This is a genomic window from Dyella sp., from assembly GCF_036568765.1.
Lineage (GTDB): Bacteria > Pseudomonadota > Gammaproteobacteria > Xanthomonadales > Rhodanobacteraceae > GSA-30.
Map to the genome: position 1 here is coordinate 1 of NZ_DATCRY010000110.1, position 13,976 is coordinate 13,976.

16 protein-coding genes are annotated in these 13,976 nt (G+C 61.9%); 13 read left to right on the forward strand and 3 right to left on the reverse strand.

Going from position 1 to position 13,976, the window contains the following annotated elements; translation table 11 throughout:
* The 10 genes from VIM98_RS07835 to VIM98_RS07880 form a co-directional block, all read left to right on the forward strand.
* Positions 1-431: enoyl-CoA hydratase-related protein (locus VIM98_RS07835; RefSeq protein WP_331992541.1), on the forward strand; the 431-nt coding region annotated here is incomplete at its 5' end.
* A gap of 254 nt (positions 432-685) precedes the next feature.
* Entirely contained in the window at positions 686-2,677 is a 1,992-nt protein-coding gene (locus VIM98_RS07840; RefSeq protein ID WP_331992542.1) for an acetyl/propionyl/methylcrotonyl-CoA carboxylase subunit alpha, read from the forward strand.
* A 10-nt stretch (positions 2,678-2,687) separates the two neighbouring features.
* Positions 2,688-3,587: a hydroxymethylglutaryl-CoA lyase gene (locus VIM98_RS07845; RefSeq protein WP_331992543.1), complete on the forward strand. Its 900-nt coding sequence runs from the start codon at positions 2,688-2,690 to the stop codon at positions 3,585-3,587.
* 86 nt (positions 3,588-3,673) lie between these two features.
* Positions 3,674-4,957 carry an amidohydrolase family protein gene (locus VIM98_RS07850; protein WP_331992544.1) on the forward strand — a complete coding sequence of 428 codons (1,284 nt, stop codon included), beginning with the start codon at positions 3,674-3,676 and terminating at the stop codon, positions 4,955-4,957.
* A 13-nt stretch (positions 4,958-4,970) separates the two neighbouring features.
* Entirely contained in the window at positions 4,971-5,456 is a 486-nt protein-coding gene (locus VIM98_RS07855; RefSeq protein WP_331992545.1) for a GNAT family N-acetyltransferase, read from the forward strand.
* A gap of 98 nt (positions 5,457-5,554) precedes the next feature.
* The gene (locus VIM98_RS07860; RefSeq protein WP_331992546.1) at positions 5,555-6,166 is read left to right on the forward strand and encodes a hypothetical protein; all 612 of its coding nucleotides are present in this window, start codon (positions 5,555-5,557) and stop codon (positions 6,164-6,166) included.
* Positions 6,153-6,767 carry a hypothetical protein gene (locus VIM98_RS07865; RefSeq protein WP_331992547.1) on the forward strand — a complete coding sequence of 205 codons (615 nt, stop codon included), beginning with the start codon at positions 6,153-6,155 and terminating at the stop codon, positions 6,765-6,767. The genes VIM98_RS07860 and VIM98_RS07865 overlap by 14 nt, the downstream gene beginning before the upstream one ends.
* Before the next feature lie 120 nt (positions 6,768-6,887).
* Complete coding sequence (locus VIM98_RS07870; RefSeq protein WP_331992548.1) at positions 6,888-7,481, forward strand: YdeI/OmpD-associated family protein; 594 nt, start codon at positions 6,888-6,890, stop codon at positions 7,479-7,481.
* Positions 7,478-7,939, forward strand: a complete 462-nt coding sequence (locus VIM98_RS07875) for a GNAT family N-acetyltransferase (RefSeq protein ID WP_331992549.1) — start codon at positions 7,478-7,480, stop codon at positions 7,937-7,939. Before VIM98_RS07870 ends, VIM98_RS07875 begins: the two co-directional genes overlap by 4 nt.
* Positions 7,933-8,508 (forward strand): N-acetyltransferase family protein, encoded by a 576-nt coding sequence (locus VIM98_RS07880; protein ID WP_331992556.1) that lies wholly within the window; start codon positions 7,933-7,935, stop codon positions 8,506-8,508. Before VIM98_RS07875 ends, VIM98_RS07880 begins: the two co-directional genes overlap by 7 nt.
* A 40-nt stretch (positions 8,509-8,548) precedes the next feature.
* Here the strand turns inward: VIM98_RS07880 and VIM98_RS07885 are convergent, their stop codons facing one another.
* Positions 8,549-8,899 (reverse strand): RcnB family protein, encoded by a 351-nt coding sequence (locus VIM98_RS07885; protein ID WP_331992550.1) that lies wholly within the window; start codon positions 8,897-8,899, stop codon positions 8,549-8,551.
* A gap of 196 nt (positions 8,900-9,095) precedes the next feature.
* On the opposite strand from VIM98_RS07885, the gene VIM98_RS07890 reads away from it, so the two are divergent.
* Positions 9,096-9,863 carry an SDR family NAD(P)-dependent oxidoreductase gene (locus VIM98_RS07890; protein ID WP_331992551.1) on the forward strand — a complete coding sequence of 256 codons (768 nt, stop codon included), beginning with the start codon at positions 9,096-9,098 and terminating at the stop codon, positions 9,861-9,863.
* Positions 9,864-9,900: 37 nt separating this feature from the next.
* Positions 9,901-10,464 carry an elongation factor P-like protein YeiP gene (gene yeiP, locus VIM98_RS07895; protein WP_331992552.1) on the forward strand — a complete coding sequence of 188 codons (564 nt, stop codon included), beginning with the start codon at positions 9,901-9,903 and terminating at the stop codon, positions 10,462-10,464.
* A 480-nt stretch (positions 10,465-10,944) separates the two neighbouring features.
* Here the strand turns inward: yeiP and VIM98_RS07900 are convergent, their stop codons facing one another.
* On the reverse strand, positions 10,945-11,823 hold the full coding sequence (locus tag VIM98_RS07900) for a hypothetical protein (protein WP_331992553.1): 879 nt from the start codon (positions 11,821-11,823) through the stop codon (positions 10,945-10,947).
* A gap of 100 nt (positions 11,824-11,923) precedes the next feature.
* The gene (locus VIM98_RS07905) at positions 11,924-12,466 is read right to left on the reverse strand and encodes a TetR/AcrR family transcriptional regulator (protein ID WP_331992554.1); all 543 of its coding nucleotides are present in this window, start codon (positions 12,464-12,466) and stop codon (positions 11,924-11,926) included.
* Between the two features lie 228 nt (positions 12,467-12,694).
* Between VIM98_RS07905 and VIM98_RS07910 the strand changes: the two genes are divergently transcribed.
* The coding region (locus VIM98_RS07910) for an FUSC family protein (protein WP_331992555.1) at positions 12,695-13,976 on the forward strand (1,282 nt) is incomplete at its 3' end.

Here is a 13,976-nt window from a genome sequence, read left to right on the forward strand (position 1 = left end):
GCGACATCGCCATTGGCGTGGATACGGCCAAGTTCGGCCTCACGGAAGTCAAACTGGGCCTGGTGCCGGCGGTGATTTCACCCTATGTCGTGCAGGCAATTGGATTGCGCCATGCACGGCGCCTGTTCATTACCGGCGAACTGTTCGATGCCGCTAAAGCACTATCCATCGGCTTGCTCCATCAGTGCGTCGCCGCAGACGCACTGGACGACGCCGTCGAAGCAGCTTTGAAGCTGTTCGGCAAAACCGGCCCCAACGCGCAGATCGAAGCCAAGCGGCTTGCCTTGTGCATGGGTGGCACGACATGGGAATCGGCTGAACGGATCGACCGCGATAATGCCGCGTTAATTGCACGGTTGCGCGTTTCTGCGGAAGGTCAGGAGGGGCTGAGCGCGTTTCTCGACAAGCGCTCGCCGTATTGGATTTCTTGAAAGAATCCGCATCGTCACGGAGTGAAGAGCTGCCCCTTACCCCGACCCTCTCCCCGGCGAAGCCGGGGGAGAGGGAGCACATTGAGGTAAAACTCGATTCATCGCACTTTCGTGGCCGGCTCCCTCTCCCCTGGCTTGCCGGGGAGAGGTCGGGGTAAGGGGCAGCTCTTGCTGCGCCGCGCATCGGCTAATCCACCTCAATCTGCTAGTTTTACCGGCTTTGTAACGCCTGATCGGGCTTTGAAGGAAATGGCATGTTCGAGCGCGTTCTGATCGCCAACCGCGGTGAAATTGCCTGCCGCGTCATTCGTACCTGTCGACGCCTGGGCATCCACACTATCGCTGTGTATTCCGAGGCGGATGCCAGTGCACAGCACGTAAGGCTAGCCGACGAGGCCTGGCCGATCGGCGGCCCCCGCCCGGCCGATTCGTATCTGCGCGGCGATACGATCCTCGACGTCGCGCGCCGCAGCGGCGCGCAGGCCATCCATCCCGGCTACGGCTTTCTCTCCGAAAACACCGCCTTCGCCCGCGCTTGCCGCGACGCCGACATCGTCTTTATCGGGCCCAACCCGGAAAGTATCGACGCCATGGGTTCCAAAGCCGCTGCCAAGGCGCTGATGGAACGCCACGACGTGCCGCTGGTGCCCGGCTATCACGGCGATAACCAGGACGATGCGTATCTGGCCGAACAGGCTCGCCAGACCGGTTTCCCGCTGATGATCAAGGCGGCCGCCGGCGGAGGCGGCAAGGGCATGCGCATCGTACGCGCCGAAAAAGAATTTGCCGATGCGCTCGCTTCGGCACAACGCGAGGCAGCTAACGCATTCGGCGATACGCGCGTGATCCTGGAGCGCTATGTCGAACATCCGCGGCACATCGAATTCCAGGTGTTCGGCGACAAGCTCGGCCATGTCATCCACCTCAACGAGCGCGAGTGTTCCGCGCAACGCCGCTACCAGAAAGTGCTGGAAGAAACGCCCTCGCCTTTCCTTACACCCGAGCGCCGCGCGGCGATGGGCGAAGCGGCCGTCGCAGCGGCCAAAGCGGTCGACTATGTCGGTGCGGGCACGGTGGAATTCATCGTCGGCCAGGACGGCGAATTCTTCTTCATGGAAATGAATACGCGCCTGCAGGTGGAGCATCCGGTTACCGAGGAGACCCTGGGGCTGGACTTGGTCGAGTGGCAGCTTCGCGTGGCTAACGGCGAGCCCTTGCCGTTACGCCAGGAACAGATCCATGCGCGTGGCCATGCCATCGAAGTGCGGCTGTATGCGGAAGATCCGGAGCAGAATTTCCTGCCCGGCTCCGGCAAGCTGCAACGGCTACGTTTACCTGTGCCTTCGGCACACGTGCGCCTTGACGGCGGCGTCATCGAAGGCGACACGGTAACGATTTTCTACGATCCGATGATCGCCAAGCTGATTGTCCACGATGATAATCGCATGCACGCTCTGCAGCGGTTGCGCGATGCGCTGGCGCAGAGCGAGATCGTCGGACCGAAATCCAACATCGCTTTTCTCGAGCGTCTGGCGCGTCATCCCGCAGTCATTGAGGGGCGCATCGATACCGGCTATCTCGATCGCCATCTGGACGAATTCCTGACGGGCGACGATGCCGTGCCGGCCGAGACCCTGTTCGCCGCGGCTACTGCGGCATTGCTCTACGAGGAAGCGCATATCGGCGCACCGGAAAGCGACCCGCATTCCCCTTGGTCGCGGGCCGATGCCTGGCGCGTCGGTCATCAAGGCAAACGCATTGTCGCGCTATCGCTGCGCGAACAGCGCCACGAGATCCAGGCATATGGCCACAATGGCAACTATCGCCTTGAATTCGGCAACACCCATAGCGATGTTCAAGGCGCATGCCTGGTCGAAGGCGTGCTTAGCGCGCGCTTCGACGGCCAGTCGCTGCGCATTCCCCTGCAGGCCGATGCGGCACGCATACTGCTGCACGATGCCGGCGGCCGTCGCTACAGTCTGATGCGTGCCAGCGCCTTCGCCTGGGATTCGCGCGAAGGCTGCGGCGGCAACCAGGTGATCGCACCCATGCCCGGCCGCATCGTACTGGTGAAAGCCAAGCCGGGCGATCGGGTCGAGGAAGGCCAGGAACTGCTGGTCATGGAAGCGATGAAGATGGAACTGGCCTTGAAGGCGCCGCGTGCCGGTACCATTGAGAGCCTGAGCGCCACGCAAGGCGATTTTGTCGAAGCCGACGCCGTGCTCGTACGCTTTGCCGCCGGCTGAGGGAGTATCCATGTCCACCGATCATGTCCGTATCGTTGAAGTCGGCGCCCGCGATGGGCTACAGAACGAGAAAGCCATCCTGCCCGCGGACGTGAAGATCGCGCTGATCGATCGCCTGTCCGGCACCGGCCTCACGACGATCGAAGCAACCAGCTTCGTCAGCCCCAAGTGGGTGCCGCAGCTGGCCGACGCGACCGAAGTATTCCGCGGCATCCGGAAGGTGCCCGGCGTAAGTTATCCGGTACTGGTGCCCAACGAGCAGGGCTACGCGCGAGCGCGGGAAGCCGGCGCTACCGAGATTGCGGTATTCACTGCTGCGTCCGAAGCCTTCAATCGCAAGAACATCAATGCCTCGATCGACGAATCGATCGAGCGCTTCGTGCCGGTGATGGAACGCGCGCACGCCGATGGCGTGAAGGTGCGCGGCTATGTTTCGACCGTGCTGGGTTGCCCCTACCAGGGCGAAGTGCCTGTCGCCGACGTCGTGCGCGTCGCACAGCGCCTGCACGCTATCGGCTGCTACGAGGTCTCCTTGGGCGACACTATCGGCGTGGGTACGCCGGGTAAAGCGCGCGCCATGCTCAAAGCCGTGGCGCAAGAGGTACCGATGGACGCGCTGGCTGTCCATTTCCACGACACCTACGGCCAGGCGCTGGCCAATATCCTCGCCTGCCTGGAAGAAGGCGTGCGCGTGGTCGATAGCGCGGTGTCGGGCACGGGCGGCTGTCCCTATGCGAAGGGAGCGACTGGCAATGTCGCCAGCGAGGACGTGGTCTACATGCTGCATGGCATGGGCGTGCATACCGGAATCGACCTGGACATGCTGATCGCGGCTGGCGCCTGGCTTGCCGCGCAACTGCACAAGGAAACGGCCAGTCGCGTGACGCGCGCGCGCACCGCAACGGCCTGATATTCCCAGCGCCGGTGTCGGCGCTCTTGAATCGCCCCCCGAACCCCGCTACATAGGCGTCTTCCTGTCGCTATACGGGGTACGGCATGCGCGTCTGTCTCAAGCTTCTGTGTTTGTGCCTGTTCGCCTGGCATGCCGCCGCCAGTGCCAATGACACCCTGCTGCTACCCGCACGCGTATGGACCGGCGACGGCGACCTGGCGCATGCGGACTGGGCCGTACTGATTCACGGCAACAGCATCGCCGCGGTAGGACCGCGCGAGACAATCCATGCCGATGGCGCTACCCAGGTCAAGCTGCCAGGCGCGACGCTGATACCGGGTCTGATCGATCTGCACTCGCATGTATTCCTGCATCCATACAACGAGACCTTGTGGAACGACCAGGTGCTCAAAGAGCCGACGGACTACCGCACGTTGGAAGCGGCCGCGCATGCACGGGCAACACTGCTTTCGGGCTTTACCACCTTGCGCGACCTCGGCACGGAAGGCGCCGGTTATGCGGATGTGTCGATCAAGCGTGCGATCGAGGACGGCCTGATTCCTGGGCCGCGCATGTTCGTCGCAACACGGGCGATCGTGGCGACGGCCAGCTACGGCCCCGGGCCGCACGGTTTTCGTCCTGACCTGGACCTGCCCGGCGGCGCCCAGGAAGTCAGCGGTGTCGATGCCGCCATGCGCGCCGTGCGCGAACAAGCCGCGCGCGGCGCGGACTGGATCAAACTCTATGCCGATTACCGCGTCGGCCCTGGCGGCGACACTTCGCCGACGTTTACTCCTGCCGAACTGAAAGCCATCGTCGATACCGCCCATTTGATCGGCCGTCCGGTCGCCGCCCATGCCGCGAGCGATGCTGGTGTGCGCATGGCCGTGGAAGCCGGCGTCGACAGCGTCGAGCACGGCTATGGCGCGAGCGAAAGCACCTTCAAATTGCTCAAGCAGCACGGCACTGCCTACGAGCCAACGCTGACGGCGGTGGACGCGACCGAAGAGTATTTCAATCACTATCGCCCGGGCCAGGACGCGCCCACCGCCAAAATGCGCGAAGCCGAGCGCGCATTCCGTACCGCGCTCAAGCTTGGCGTGACCATCGGCAACGGCAGCGATGTGGGCGTGTTCGCCCACGGCACGAACTGGCGCGAGCCCGCGGCCATGGTGCGCGATGGCATGACCGCGCCACAGGCGTTGCACGCAGCCACCACTGTAGCTGCGAAAATCCTGCGTCAGCAGGATCGCTTCGGCCGTATCGCAACAGGCCTGCGCGCCGACCTGGCCGCCTTCAACGGCGATCCGAGCCAGCATATCGACGATCTCGCCCATCCGGTCTTCGTGATGAAGGACGGCACTACCTATTTGGCACCCTCTATTTGAACCGGCACGTACGATGAGCGATTACCTGATCCGTCCTATTGAAGCACGCGACGATGCTACGGTCGCGGCGATCATCCGCCGCGTCATGCCCGAATTCGGCGCCGATGGCCCGGGCTTCGCTATCCACGACAACGAAGTCGACACCATGAGCTACGCTTATGCCGAGCCGCGCAGTGCCTACTTCGTGGTCGAGCGCGAGGGGCAGGTGATTGGCGGTGGCGGCATCTCACCGCTCGAAGGCGGCGATGAGGATGTCTGCGAACTGCGCAAGATGTACTTCCTGCCGGAGGCGCGCGGTATCGGTGCCGGCTCGGCAATGATGCTGCGCTGCCTGGACGCTGCACGTGCTTACGGGTTCAAACGCTGCTATCTGGAAACACTGACAGGAATGGATGCGGCGCAGGCACTCTACGCGCGCCACGGTTTTCGCAAAATCTGCGCACCGATGGGCGGTACGGGTCATTTCAGCTGCGATCGATTTTTTATCCGCGATCTGTAATTCCCCAAAACACTTGGATGCCGTGACAACTTTCCCCTGTATGTGTATATAGCGCATAGCGCCGCGGCCCATCGAGCCGCGGGCATAGGGGGAAAATCGTGATCGCCATTCGTCAGAAGGCGCGCTTGCTGCGTGCCGCTTTCTTTGCCGTGTTCGCGTGTCTGTCGCTCTCAGGCTGTATTTCCGCAAAAATGTACGTTGACTCGGGGCTGCCTAATGTCAGCAAGTCCGACCTGCCCGTCGCGCCCCATCCGGAACCGGTGCAGGTGCTTTTCGAGTTCCGCACCAAGGGCAACGCCAACGCCAATGCAACCGCCCGGATCGCTCCGCGGGTGATCGCTGCCGCGACCGAATCGGGTCTGTTTGCCCAGGTATCGGGCACGCCGCACGACGGCGCCGGAATCCTGAAGATTGTCATCGACAACGTGCCGCTTACCGACAACGCTGCCGCCAAAGGTTTCGGTACCGGCCTGACGTTCGGTCTGGCCGGAAGCATCGTCACCGATGGCTATATTTGCACTGCCAGCTATACACGCGGCGGCCGCACTACCGAAACGACGGTAAAGCATTCCATCTATACGACCATCGGTAATCACGAGGGACCGAAGGGGCTGGCCGCGATGGAGCCGCAGGCTGCTGTCAATCTGGCGATGGATCAGATCACATGGAATGCGCTCAAGCAGTTGGCGGACAAGCATGCTTTCGACTGACATGGTGACGCGACATCGATCCGTCGCCGCCATTGTCTGTCTGATAAGCATGCTCATGCTGGGTGGCTGTGTCTCTCAACCCGCGATGACCTATCAGGCAAGCATCGACAATACGGAGGTCCTGCTTGCCCACCCCACTGGCAAGCTCTCGGTCGGCAGCGTCGATGCGGCCGCAGGTGTCGCCAATCGTCATCTGTCCATTCGTGGATCGGAGCTGACTGGCGGGCCGGATGGGACGTTCGCCGGTTACCTGCGTGATGCGTTAATGACCGAGCTAAAGGCAGCCGGCCGTCTCGATCCCGCCTCGACGACGCGCATCGATGGCACCCTGACCCACAACGAACTCGACGGCGGCGCGGTAAAGAACGCCAAAGCCGTACTGGGCGCAAGGTTCATAGTGACCAAGGACGGGGAAACGGTCTACGACAAGACATTGACCGCTACCCATCAATGGGAGTCGTCTTTTATCGGTGCCATCGCTATACCGGCCGCATTCCAGAACTATCCGGCGGCGATGCAGAAGCTTGTCGCGAAGCTATTCAACGATCCGGAGTTCATCCAGGCTGCGGATATGGCTCCCGCCACCGCCGCCGCTCGCTAGCGTCGAGTCTTGACCCACGAGGCCGCTGCACCGATGCTTTCCCGGTGCGGCGGCCCGCCGTTCTCCCGAGAAAGACCAGGGCTGCCATACATCGGTCCGGCAAGCTTATAGGACATACGCATGGCCACGCACGATCCACGTATCGACGCCTACATCGCCAAGTCCGCTGAATTCGCCCGCCCTATTCTTGAGCATCTGCGCGCGATCGTGCACGCAGCCTGCCCCGAAGCGGAAGAAAGCCTGAAATGGGGGTTTCCGCATTTCGGTTACAAGGGCGCAATGATGTGCTCGATGGCGTCGTTCAAGCAGCACTGCAGTTTCGGTTTCTGGCTGCAGGCGCAGGTTGTCGGCGGAGAGGCGGCGGAAGGCATGGGGTCCTTTGGCAAGATCGCCTCGCTCAAGGATCTTCCTAACAAACGCGAACTCACCGCCTACATCAAGAAAGCGATGGCGCTGAACGATGCCGGCATCAAGTCAACGCGAGCCAAGGCCGCGCCCAAGCCTCCGCCGGAACTGCCGGCCGATTTTGCCGTGTTGCTGAAAAAGCACCGCTCGGCCAAGGCTACGTACGATGGCTTCAGCCCGAGCATGCAACGCGAATACATCGAGTGGATCGTCGAAGCCAAGACCGAGGCTACCCGCAGCAAGCGCATGGCTACCGCGGTGGAGTGGCTGACGGAAGGCAAACAAAGGAACTGGAAATACCAGAAATGAGCAGCCCCCAGCTCACTTTCCGCATCGACGATCCGCGCGCAGCAGACGTGCATCCGCTGATCGAGCAGCTCGATGGCTATCTGACCGAGCGGTATTCGGCACCTAGCCCCTTTCCTGTGTCGCTGGACGAGTTAAGCCGATCCAACGTGACCTTCGTCACCGCGCGTGTCGAAGAGACACCGGTGGCTTGCGGTGCCTGCGTGAATATGGGCGACTACGTCGAGATCAAGCGCATGTATGTGCTTCCCGCATGCCGCGGACTGGGCCTGGGTAAGCAGCTGCTGGAAGCACTGGAGGCACAGGTGCGAGCGAACGGCGGCAGCCTGGTCCGGCTGGAAACCGGAACCGCGCAGACCGAAGCGCTGGAACTTTACGAACACGCCGGTTACCGCCGTTGCGCGCCGTTTGGCGATCATCGATCCGACACGGCGAGTATTTGCATGGAAAAACAATTGTGACCATACGCATAGCCACCGAACACGATGCCGCGGCTTGTCACGCGATCTACGCGCCCACCGTGCTCGATACCGCCATTACCTTCGAAACGGAGTTGCCGGGCGTCGCGGCGATGCGCCAACGCATCCAGGCCCGTTTGCAGCACTACCCCTGGCTTATTTGGGAAGAAGCCGGCCAAGTGCTTGCGTACGCATATGCCGGGCGATTTCGAGAGCGCGCAGCCTATGACTGGATCGCGGAAACGTCGATCTATGTCGACGCGGCCGCGCGCAGACGCGGAATCGCACGGAAACTGTACGGCACGTTGCTCGAAACAATGGCACTGCAAGGGATCAATCAGGCGGTCGGGGTCATTACCCTGCCCGGTGAAGTCAGCGTGGCGCTGCATGAGTCGATGGGTTTCGAAGCTGCGGGCGTATGGAAATCGGCGGGGTTCAAGCTCAAACGCTGGTGGGATGTCGGCGTGTGGCAGAAACAGCTTCAGGATATGCAACCCTTGCCGCAGCCGGTGCGTTCGTTTCCGGCTTTGATGCAGGACGATACGCTGCATCGCCTGCTGGCGAAAAGTTGAAGAACCCCGCGTTCTTGCGAGCGCGGGGTTCTTTCGATCGTCAATGGCTATTGAGGATCAGGTCGGTGATCACACCGGTGGCGACCGCTACCAGCAGGAAATCGCCGTTGTCGCTACGCACCCAGTGATAACCGCGCGGCGGCTCGCGCAGACGATAACTGCGCCAGTCTTCCACCACATAGCGGCGGTCACGGTACTCGGCCGGCACATAGCCACCCTTGTGGTACCAGCCTTCGTGACGACCGCGATCGTGTTCGATCACCACCGTACGGTCGTGATCGTGACCATGATCGTGGTCATGATCGTGATCGTGCCAATCCTGCGCCGAGGCAGACACAGCCGACGCAACCAGCACGGCACCTACAGCCAGGGCTAACAAGGACTTCTTCATGGAGCACTCCCTCGTTGGATGTTGTGGCAAATGATTGGCTTTGCCGGGGTGCACCGTAGATGAATTCGATTCCCAAAAAACATTCGCAAATTCATACGTTAAGCTTGCGGCCGGCTGTCCGAACCGCGGCTGACGCGCGGCCCGTGGCCCAGCTCGGCTACCATTGTGTTTTTCCACAAGGCTTTGCGGGTATTTCATGCAGCTCAATCAAGTCAAGGCGATCATCACCGGCGGCGCCTCCGGTCTCGGTCATGCGGTTGCGCGCCACCTGACTGCCCAGGGCGGCAAGGTTGCGCTGTTCGATGTCAACGAAGAAAAGGGCCAAGCTGCCGCGCAGGCCCTTGGCAATGGCGCGCGCTTTTTTCGCACCGACGTCACGTCCGAAGATGGCGTCAGCGCCAATGTCGCCGCCGCCAGTGAAGCAATGGGCGGCCTGAATGTGGTGATCAACTGTGCCGGCATTCTCGGCGCCGGTCGCATGCTTGGCAAGGAAGGCCCGATGCCCCTGAGCACCTTCGCCACGACCGTGATGGTCAACCTGGTCGGCAGCTTCAATGTGGCCAAGGCCGGCGCAGCGCTCATGCAGAACAACGAGGCCGGTGAAGACGGCGAGCGTGGCGTGATCGTCAATACCGCATCGGTCGCCGCGTACGAGGGACAGATCGGCCAGGCTGCATATTCGGCGTCCAAGGGCGGCGTGGTCGGTATGACTCTGCCGATGGCGCGCGAACTGTCGCGCTTCGGCATTCGCGTCGCCACCATCGCGCCGGGCATCTTCTGGACCCCCATGGTCGATGGCATGCCGCCGCAGGTGCAGGAATCCCTGTCCGCTTCGATTCCCTTCCCTTCCCGCCTGGGCAAGCCGGACGAATTCGCCGCCACGGTCGCGTTCATTCTCGGCAACCGCTATATCAACGGCGAAACCATTCGCCTCGACGGTGCGGTTCGCCTGCAGCCAAAGTAAGCTCGCTCTTTCTCCTCACCCAAACTCCTCACTCATCATGAAAGCTTCCGACGTCAAGAAAGGCAATGTCATCGAGCACGAAGGCACGGTTTACCAAGTGCGCGATATCGAGCGCAGCTCGCCGACCGCACGCGGTGGCAACGTGACCTTCCGCTTCACCCTGTATTCGATCCCTGGCGGCCGCAAGTTCGACCTGAGCCTGCGCGCCGATGATGATCTGAAGGAAATGGATCTGGTCCGCCGCGCGGCCAACTTCTCGTACATGGATGGCGAAGCGTTCGTCTTCATGGACGCGGAAGATTACACGCAGTACATGCTATCGCCCGAACTGGTCGGCGATAACAGCGGTTATATCGTCGAAAGCGTGGAAGGCTATTACGTGCAGTTGATCGACGATGCTCCGGTAGGCTTGCAGGTCCCCACCAGCGTCGTTCTGACGGTGGTCGATACGGCGCCGGAACTCAAAGGCGCCAGCGCCACCAAGCGCACCAAACCGGCCAAGCTCAACACGGGCATCGAAGTACAGGTTCCGGAATACATCACGAACGATGAGAAAGTGTGGGTGAATACGGTGACCGGCGAGTTTGCCGGGCGGGCGTGATTATGTGTGAGGTCGCCCGCCGTGCGGGCAGACGAGCTCATTGACGAATGGCCCCCCTCCCCTGTTCACAGGAGTGATCAGGGGAACTGAGCATCAGACACCGATGCCGATCGGGAGAAGCTTGGTCTCCTCAGCCCCGAAGCTCGCGCAGCAAGCGCTCCCACCCAAGTAAAAAAAGCCCGTGCAAAATGCACGGGCTCAATCACATCACCGGGTTTTACCAGGGGGCTGCGACATCCGTGACCGCCCTCGGCACAGTACCCCGTCGGGTACAGCCTCTCGGACGACCTGGCGGCGGTCTCACGACCATGCCACCCAAATGTCGTAGAGTCGACGGACCCGGCACCCCTTGTACCGAATCCGCCAACACCGGCCGCGCACAGGGGATGCGACCGGTCAGACACTTCCTTATGCCGCGACGCCCTGCGAAGCATCGCGGAGATCCCACATCCAGCAGAATCCCCTCCCACAACTTTATTTCTATACCGCCTTGGCCCAGGTCGACGCTTCGGAATGACTCGTCGCATGTGCCATGGTCAGTTGATGCGTCCAGAAGTTCGACCATAGATCACAATAGCGCATGCACAGTGCCTGCACACGCGGATACTGATCGGGGGTCAATGCCTGGGTCAAAATCAGCCACAAATCGTTTTCGTGATCGTCGTCGGCCGCCTCCGCCGTTTCGTCCTGGCTGACGCCGTGCACATAGTAATAGCCATCGCCGACATCGACGCCCACCGCCTTGGTAGCCTGACGCAACGGCGGGCTAAACAGGATCACTTCCTCCTCGGCCGCGGCCAGCAGCACCGTGACATCGAGGTAATTGCCATAGCTGTGCTCGAGGAACTCGCGCACGCTACGCGCATTCGAACTCGGTGCATAGGTCTGGCGCTCGAGCAGGCTGATCCCGTAATCGTCCAGCACGCGCTCGAACAATGGATAGTGCGCATAGGTGGGATTACCGCGGTAATAGCCATCGGCATCCAGGCCCGGACGAAAACCGAATTCGTCCAGGTCGTTGAGCGTAAGCAGGAAGCGCGGCGCCAATTTCGCACCCGGCCGCAAACGCGGCTCGAGCTGGCGGCTCTGCAACTGCGCGGCGAGCAGTGCATCGGTGAAGATCTGCACGATCGCGTGGCGGTATTCCAAGTGGATCGTTCGCATGGCCTGCGCGCTCAAGCCGCCATCGTTCAGCACCTGAATAGCCGAATGCCTGGCGACCGGATGCTCGGCGATCAGCTTACGCAGATGCTCGACGAATGCCTCATTGCGCCGCCATAGCTCATCGGGAAGACTTGCGCGCATAATCGCGATAGCCTTCTTGCGCGGTTGATCCAGATCGACCATCAACGATGGCATGGCACGTTCCCCTCAGCGTCGCCTGCACCCGAAACTGCATAAAACCAAACGTTTGGTTTTCTACCAAACAAACGTTGGCGTGTAAAGTGACATATATAAGCTACAACAATCCTCTGATCTCGTCGCTGCATCTTTTTAGGGGCCCCGGGTCGTTCAGGATCTGGAGCCAGATTACCCCCCCCTCGATCTTGGCCAGGCCATCGGCACTCAGCCGCCGGGCCGTCTCAGCCCCGTACCTGGGCTCCAGCAGGGAGGCCAGGATATCTTCCCAGCGTTTGAAAAAGCGTTCGATGACTTCCCGGGCCTCGGCGCTTTCCTGCATGGCATCCGGCCACAAGTGAACCAAGGTGCACAGGCGCTGCTCGATGTAGTAGCTCTCCACAGCGTCGATCATCGCATCCAGACGCACCTTCTCGGCAAGGTCCTTACGCAAGGAAGTGGCAAATACCCCCTCCTCGAACAAATTGCAGACATGGTCGACGACCTCGACCAGCAACCGCTCCTTGTTGGGGAAATGATGGTAGATGCTGCCCTTGAGCAATCCGCTCTCGCTGGCAATGTCTGCCATGGAGGTGCGCTTGTAACCTTTCTTGCGAAAGAGCTGCAAAGACACGTTGATCAGATGTGACGGGTCGGTTTTCATTGGAACCTGAACTCCCTGCGGGGCGGTGGCTATCCTTCCGGCAACCCCGGCGCCGGCCTGCTTAATGTATACCTGGAACTTGCGAACAAATGCTAAGTCTTGCGATCTAGCCCCCACGCGACGCTACTTCACCTGCGATCGCCAACGGCGACAAACGCGGTCCGTGTCCCGTCAAGTTCATATCGCATAAGGCAGAATGCACGGACTGTTTAGGAGCGAACGCCGAGCATGGCCAGCAGCGGATATTCACTACGCGCCACGGTGGTGGAGAGCCTTGTCAAAATCCGTCGGCCAGATGTGCCATTGCCGGTGGTGCTACGCAATACCGCGGCAGTGGTACTCCCCCTGGCGGCCGGGTTAGTCACAGGTTACCCCGAAATCGGTTTGGGCGTCGCCGCCGGCGCGCTCGATACCATGTTCTCGGACCAGCCCGGCCCCTACCGGCAGCGCATGACCCAGTTGGTGCTGGCCTCGCTGGCCGCCGGACTGGCCTCGCTGTGCGGCTTCCTGATCGGCGGCGATCTGCTGCCCATGATGGCTGCCACGGCGCTGTTCGGCTTCTTCGGCGGCCTGCTGGTGGTCTTCGGCGTAGACATCGCCCGGGTGGGGATGACCAGCATGATCCTGCTAGTCATCACGGCAGCCTCCCCCACCTCCCTGGCTGGAGCGGCCGGCGGGGCGGCGCTGATCTTCGCCGGCGGCATTCTGCTGACCCTGTTCTCGGTTGCTGCCTGGCCGCTACAGCGCTACCGGCCAGAGCGCTACGCCCTGGCTGGGGTCTATCGCGGCCTGGCCGGGCTTGCCAGGCAACAGGCCCACGACGAAGCCGATGTGCCGGCGCTGACCGAGGCCATGACCAACCTGCAACACACGCTGCTGGGCCGCCACCATGCGCGCGGGCGCGCCATGGAGGCGTTCGGCGTCCTGCTGGAGCTGGCTGAGCGGATCCGCCTCGAGTTGACCGCCATGGCCGAGCTGCGCGCCAATCCGACCATCCATGCGATGTTCCGCAACGATGCCGCCCGGGTGTTGGCAGCTATTGGCGAAGCGCTGGAAACCGGCGAATCGCCCGTCCAGGCCGAGCGCGCCCTGCAGACCCTGCAAGCCAGCGAGAATGCCTTGCTCGCCGGCGGCGGCGAAGCCGATGGCCTGGCCACGCACATCCATGCCTTGTCGGGCCAGTTAGCCGCGGCAGTGCGTAATGCCAACTGGGCTGGCAGCCGCGGCGAACTGCGCGCGGCGGCGGCCGAAACGCCACTGCCCGCCGTATTGCGTAGCGATTCGGCGCTGGCCATGCTCCGTGCGTCATTGACGCCGCATTCGGTGGCTTTCCGTCATGCCGTGCGCAGCGCGGTGTGCCTTACGGTCGCATTCTGGGTGTCACGGCAATGGCATCTGCCACATGGCTATTGGCTGCCGATGACCGCGGCCATCGTGCTGCGGCCCGACTTCGCCGCGACGTTCAATTTCGGCTTGCTGCGCGTAGTCGGCACCATCCTCGGCCTGATAC

Coding starts and splice junctions, on each gene's coding strand:
- VIM98_RS07840 (WP_331992542.1), top strand. CDS start 686: ATGTTCGAGCGCGTTCTGATCGCCAACCGCGGTGAAATTGCCTGCCGC.
- VIM98_RS07845 (WP_331992543.1), top strand. CDS start 2,688: ATGTCCACCGATCATGTCCGTATCGTTGAAGTCGGCGCCCGCGATGGG.
- VIM98_RS07850 (WP_331992544.1), top strand. CDS start 3,674: ATGCGCGTCTGTCTCAAGCTTCTGTGTTTGTGCCTGTTCGCCTGGCAT.
- VIM98_RS07855 (WP_331992545.1), top strand. CDS start 4,971: ATGAGCGATTACCTGATCCGTCCTATTGAAGCACGCGACGATGCTACG.
- VIM98_RS07865 (WP_331992547.1), top strand. CDS start 6,153: ATGCTTTCGACTGACATGGTGACGCGACATCGATCCGTCGCCGCCATT.
- VIM98_RS07870 (WP_331992548.1), top strand. CDS start 6,888: ATGGCCACGCACGATCCACGTATCGACGCCTACATCGCCAAGTCCGCT.
- VIM98_RS07875 (WP_331992549.1), top strand. CDS start 7,478: ATGAGCAGCCCCCAGCTCACTTTCCGCATCGACGATCCGCGCGCAGCA.
- VIM98_RS07885 (WP_331992550.1), bottom strand. CDS start 8,899: ATGAAGAAGTCCTTGTTAGCCCTGGCTGTAGGTGCCGTGCTGGTTGCG.
- VIM98_RS07890 (WP_331992551.1), top strand. CDS start 9,096: ATGCAGCTCAATCAAGTCAAGGCGATCATCACCGGCGGCGCCTCCGGT.
- yeiP (WP_331992552.1), top strand. CDS start 9,901: ATGAAAGCTTCCGACGTCAAGAAAGGCAATGTCATCGAGCACGAAGGC.
- VIM98_RS07900 (WP_331992553.1), bottom strand. CDS start 11,823: ATGCCATCGTTGATGGTCGATCTGGATCAACCGCGCAAGAAGGCTATC.
- VIM98_RS07905 (WP_331992554.1), bottom strand. CDS start 12,466: ATGAAAACCGACCCGTCACATCTGATCAACGTGTCTTTGCAGCTCTTT.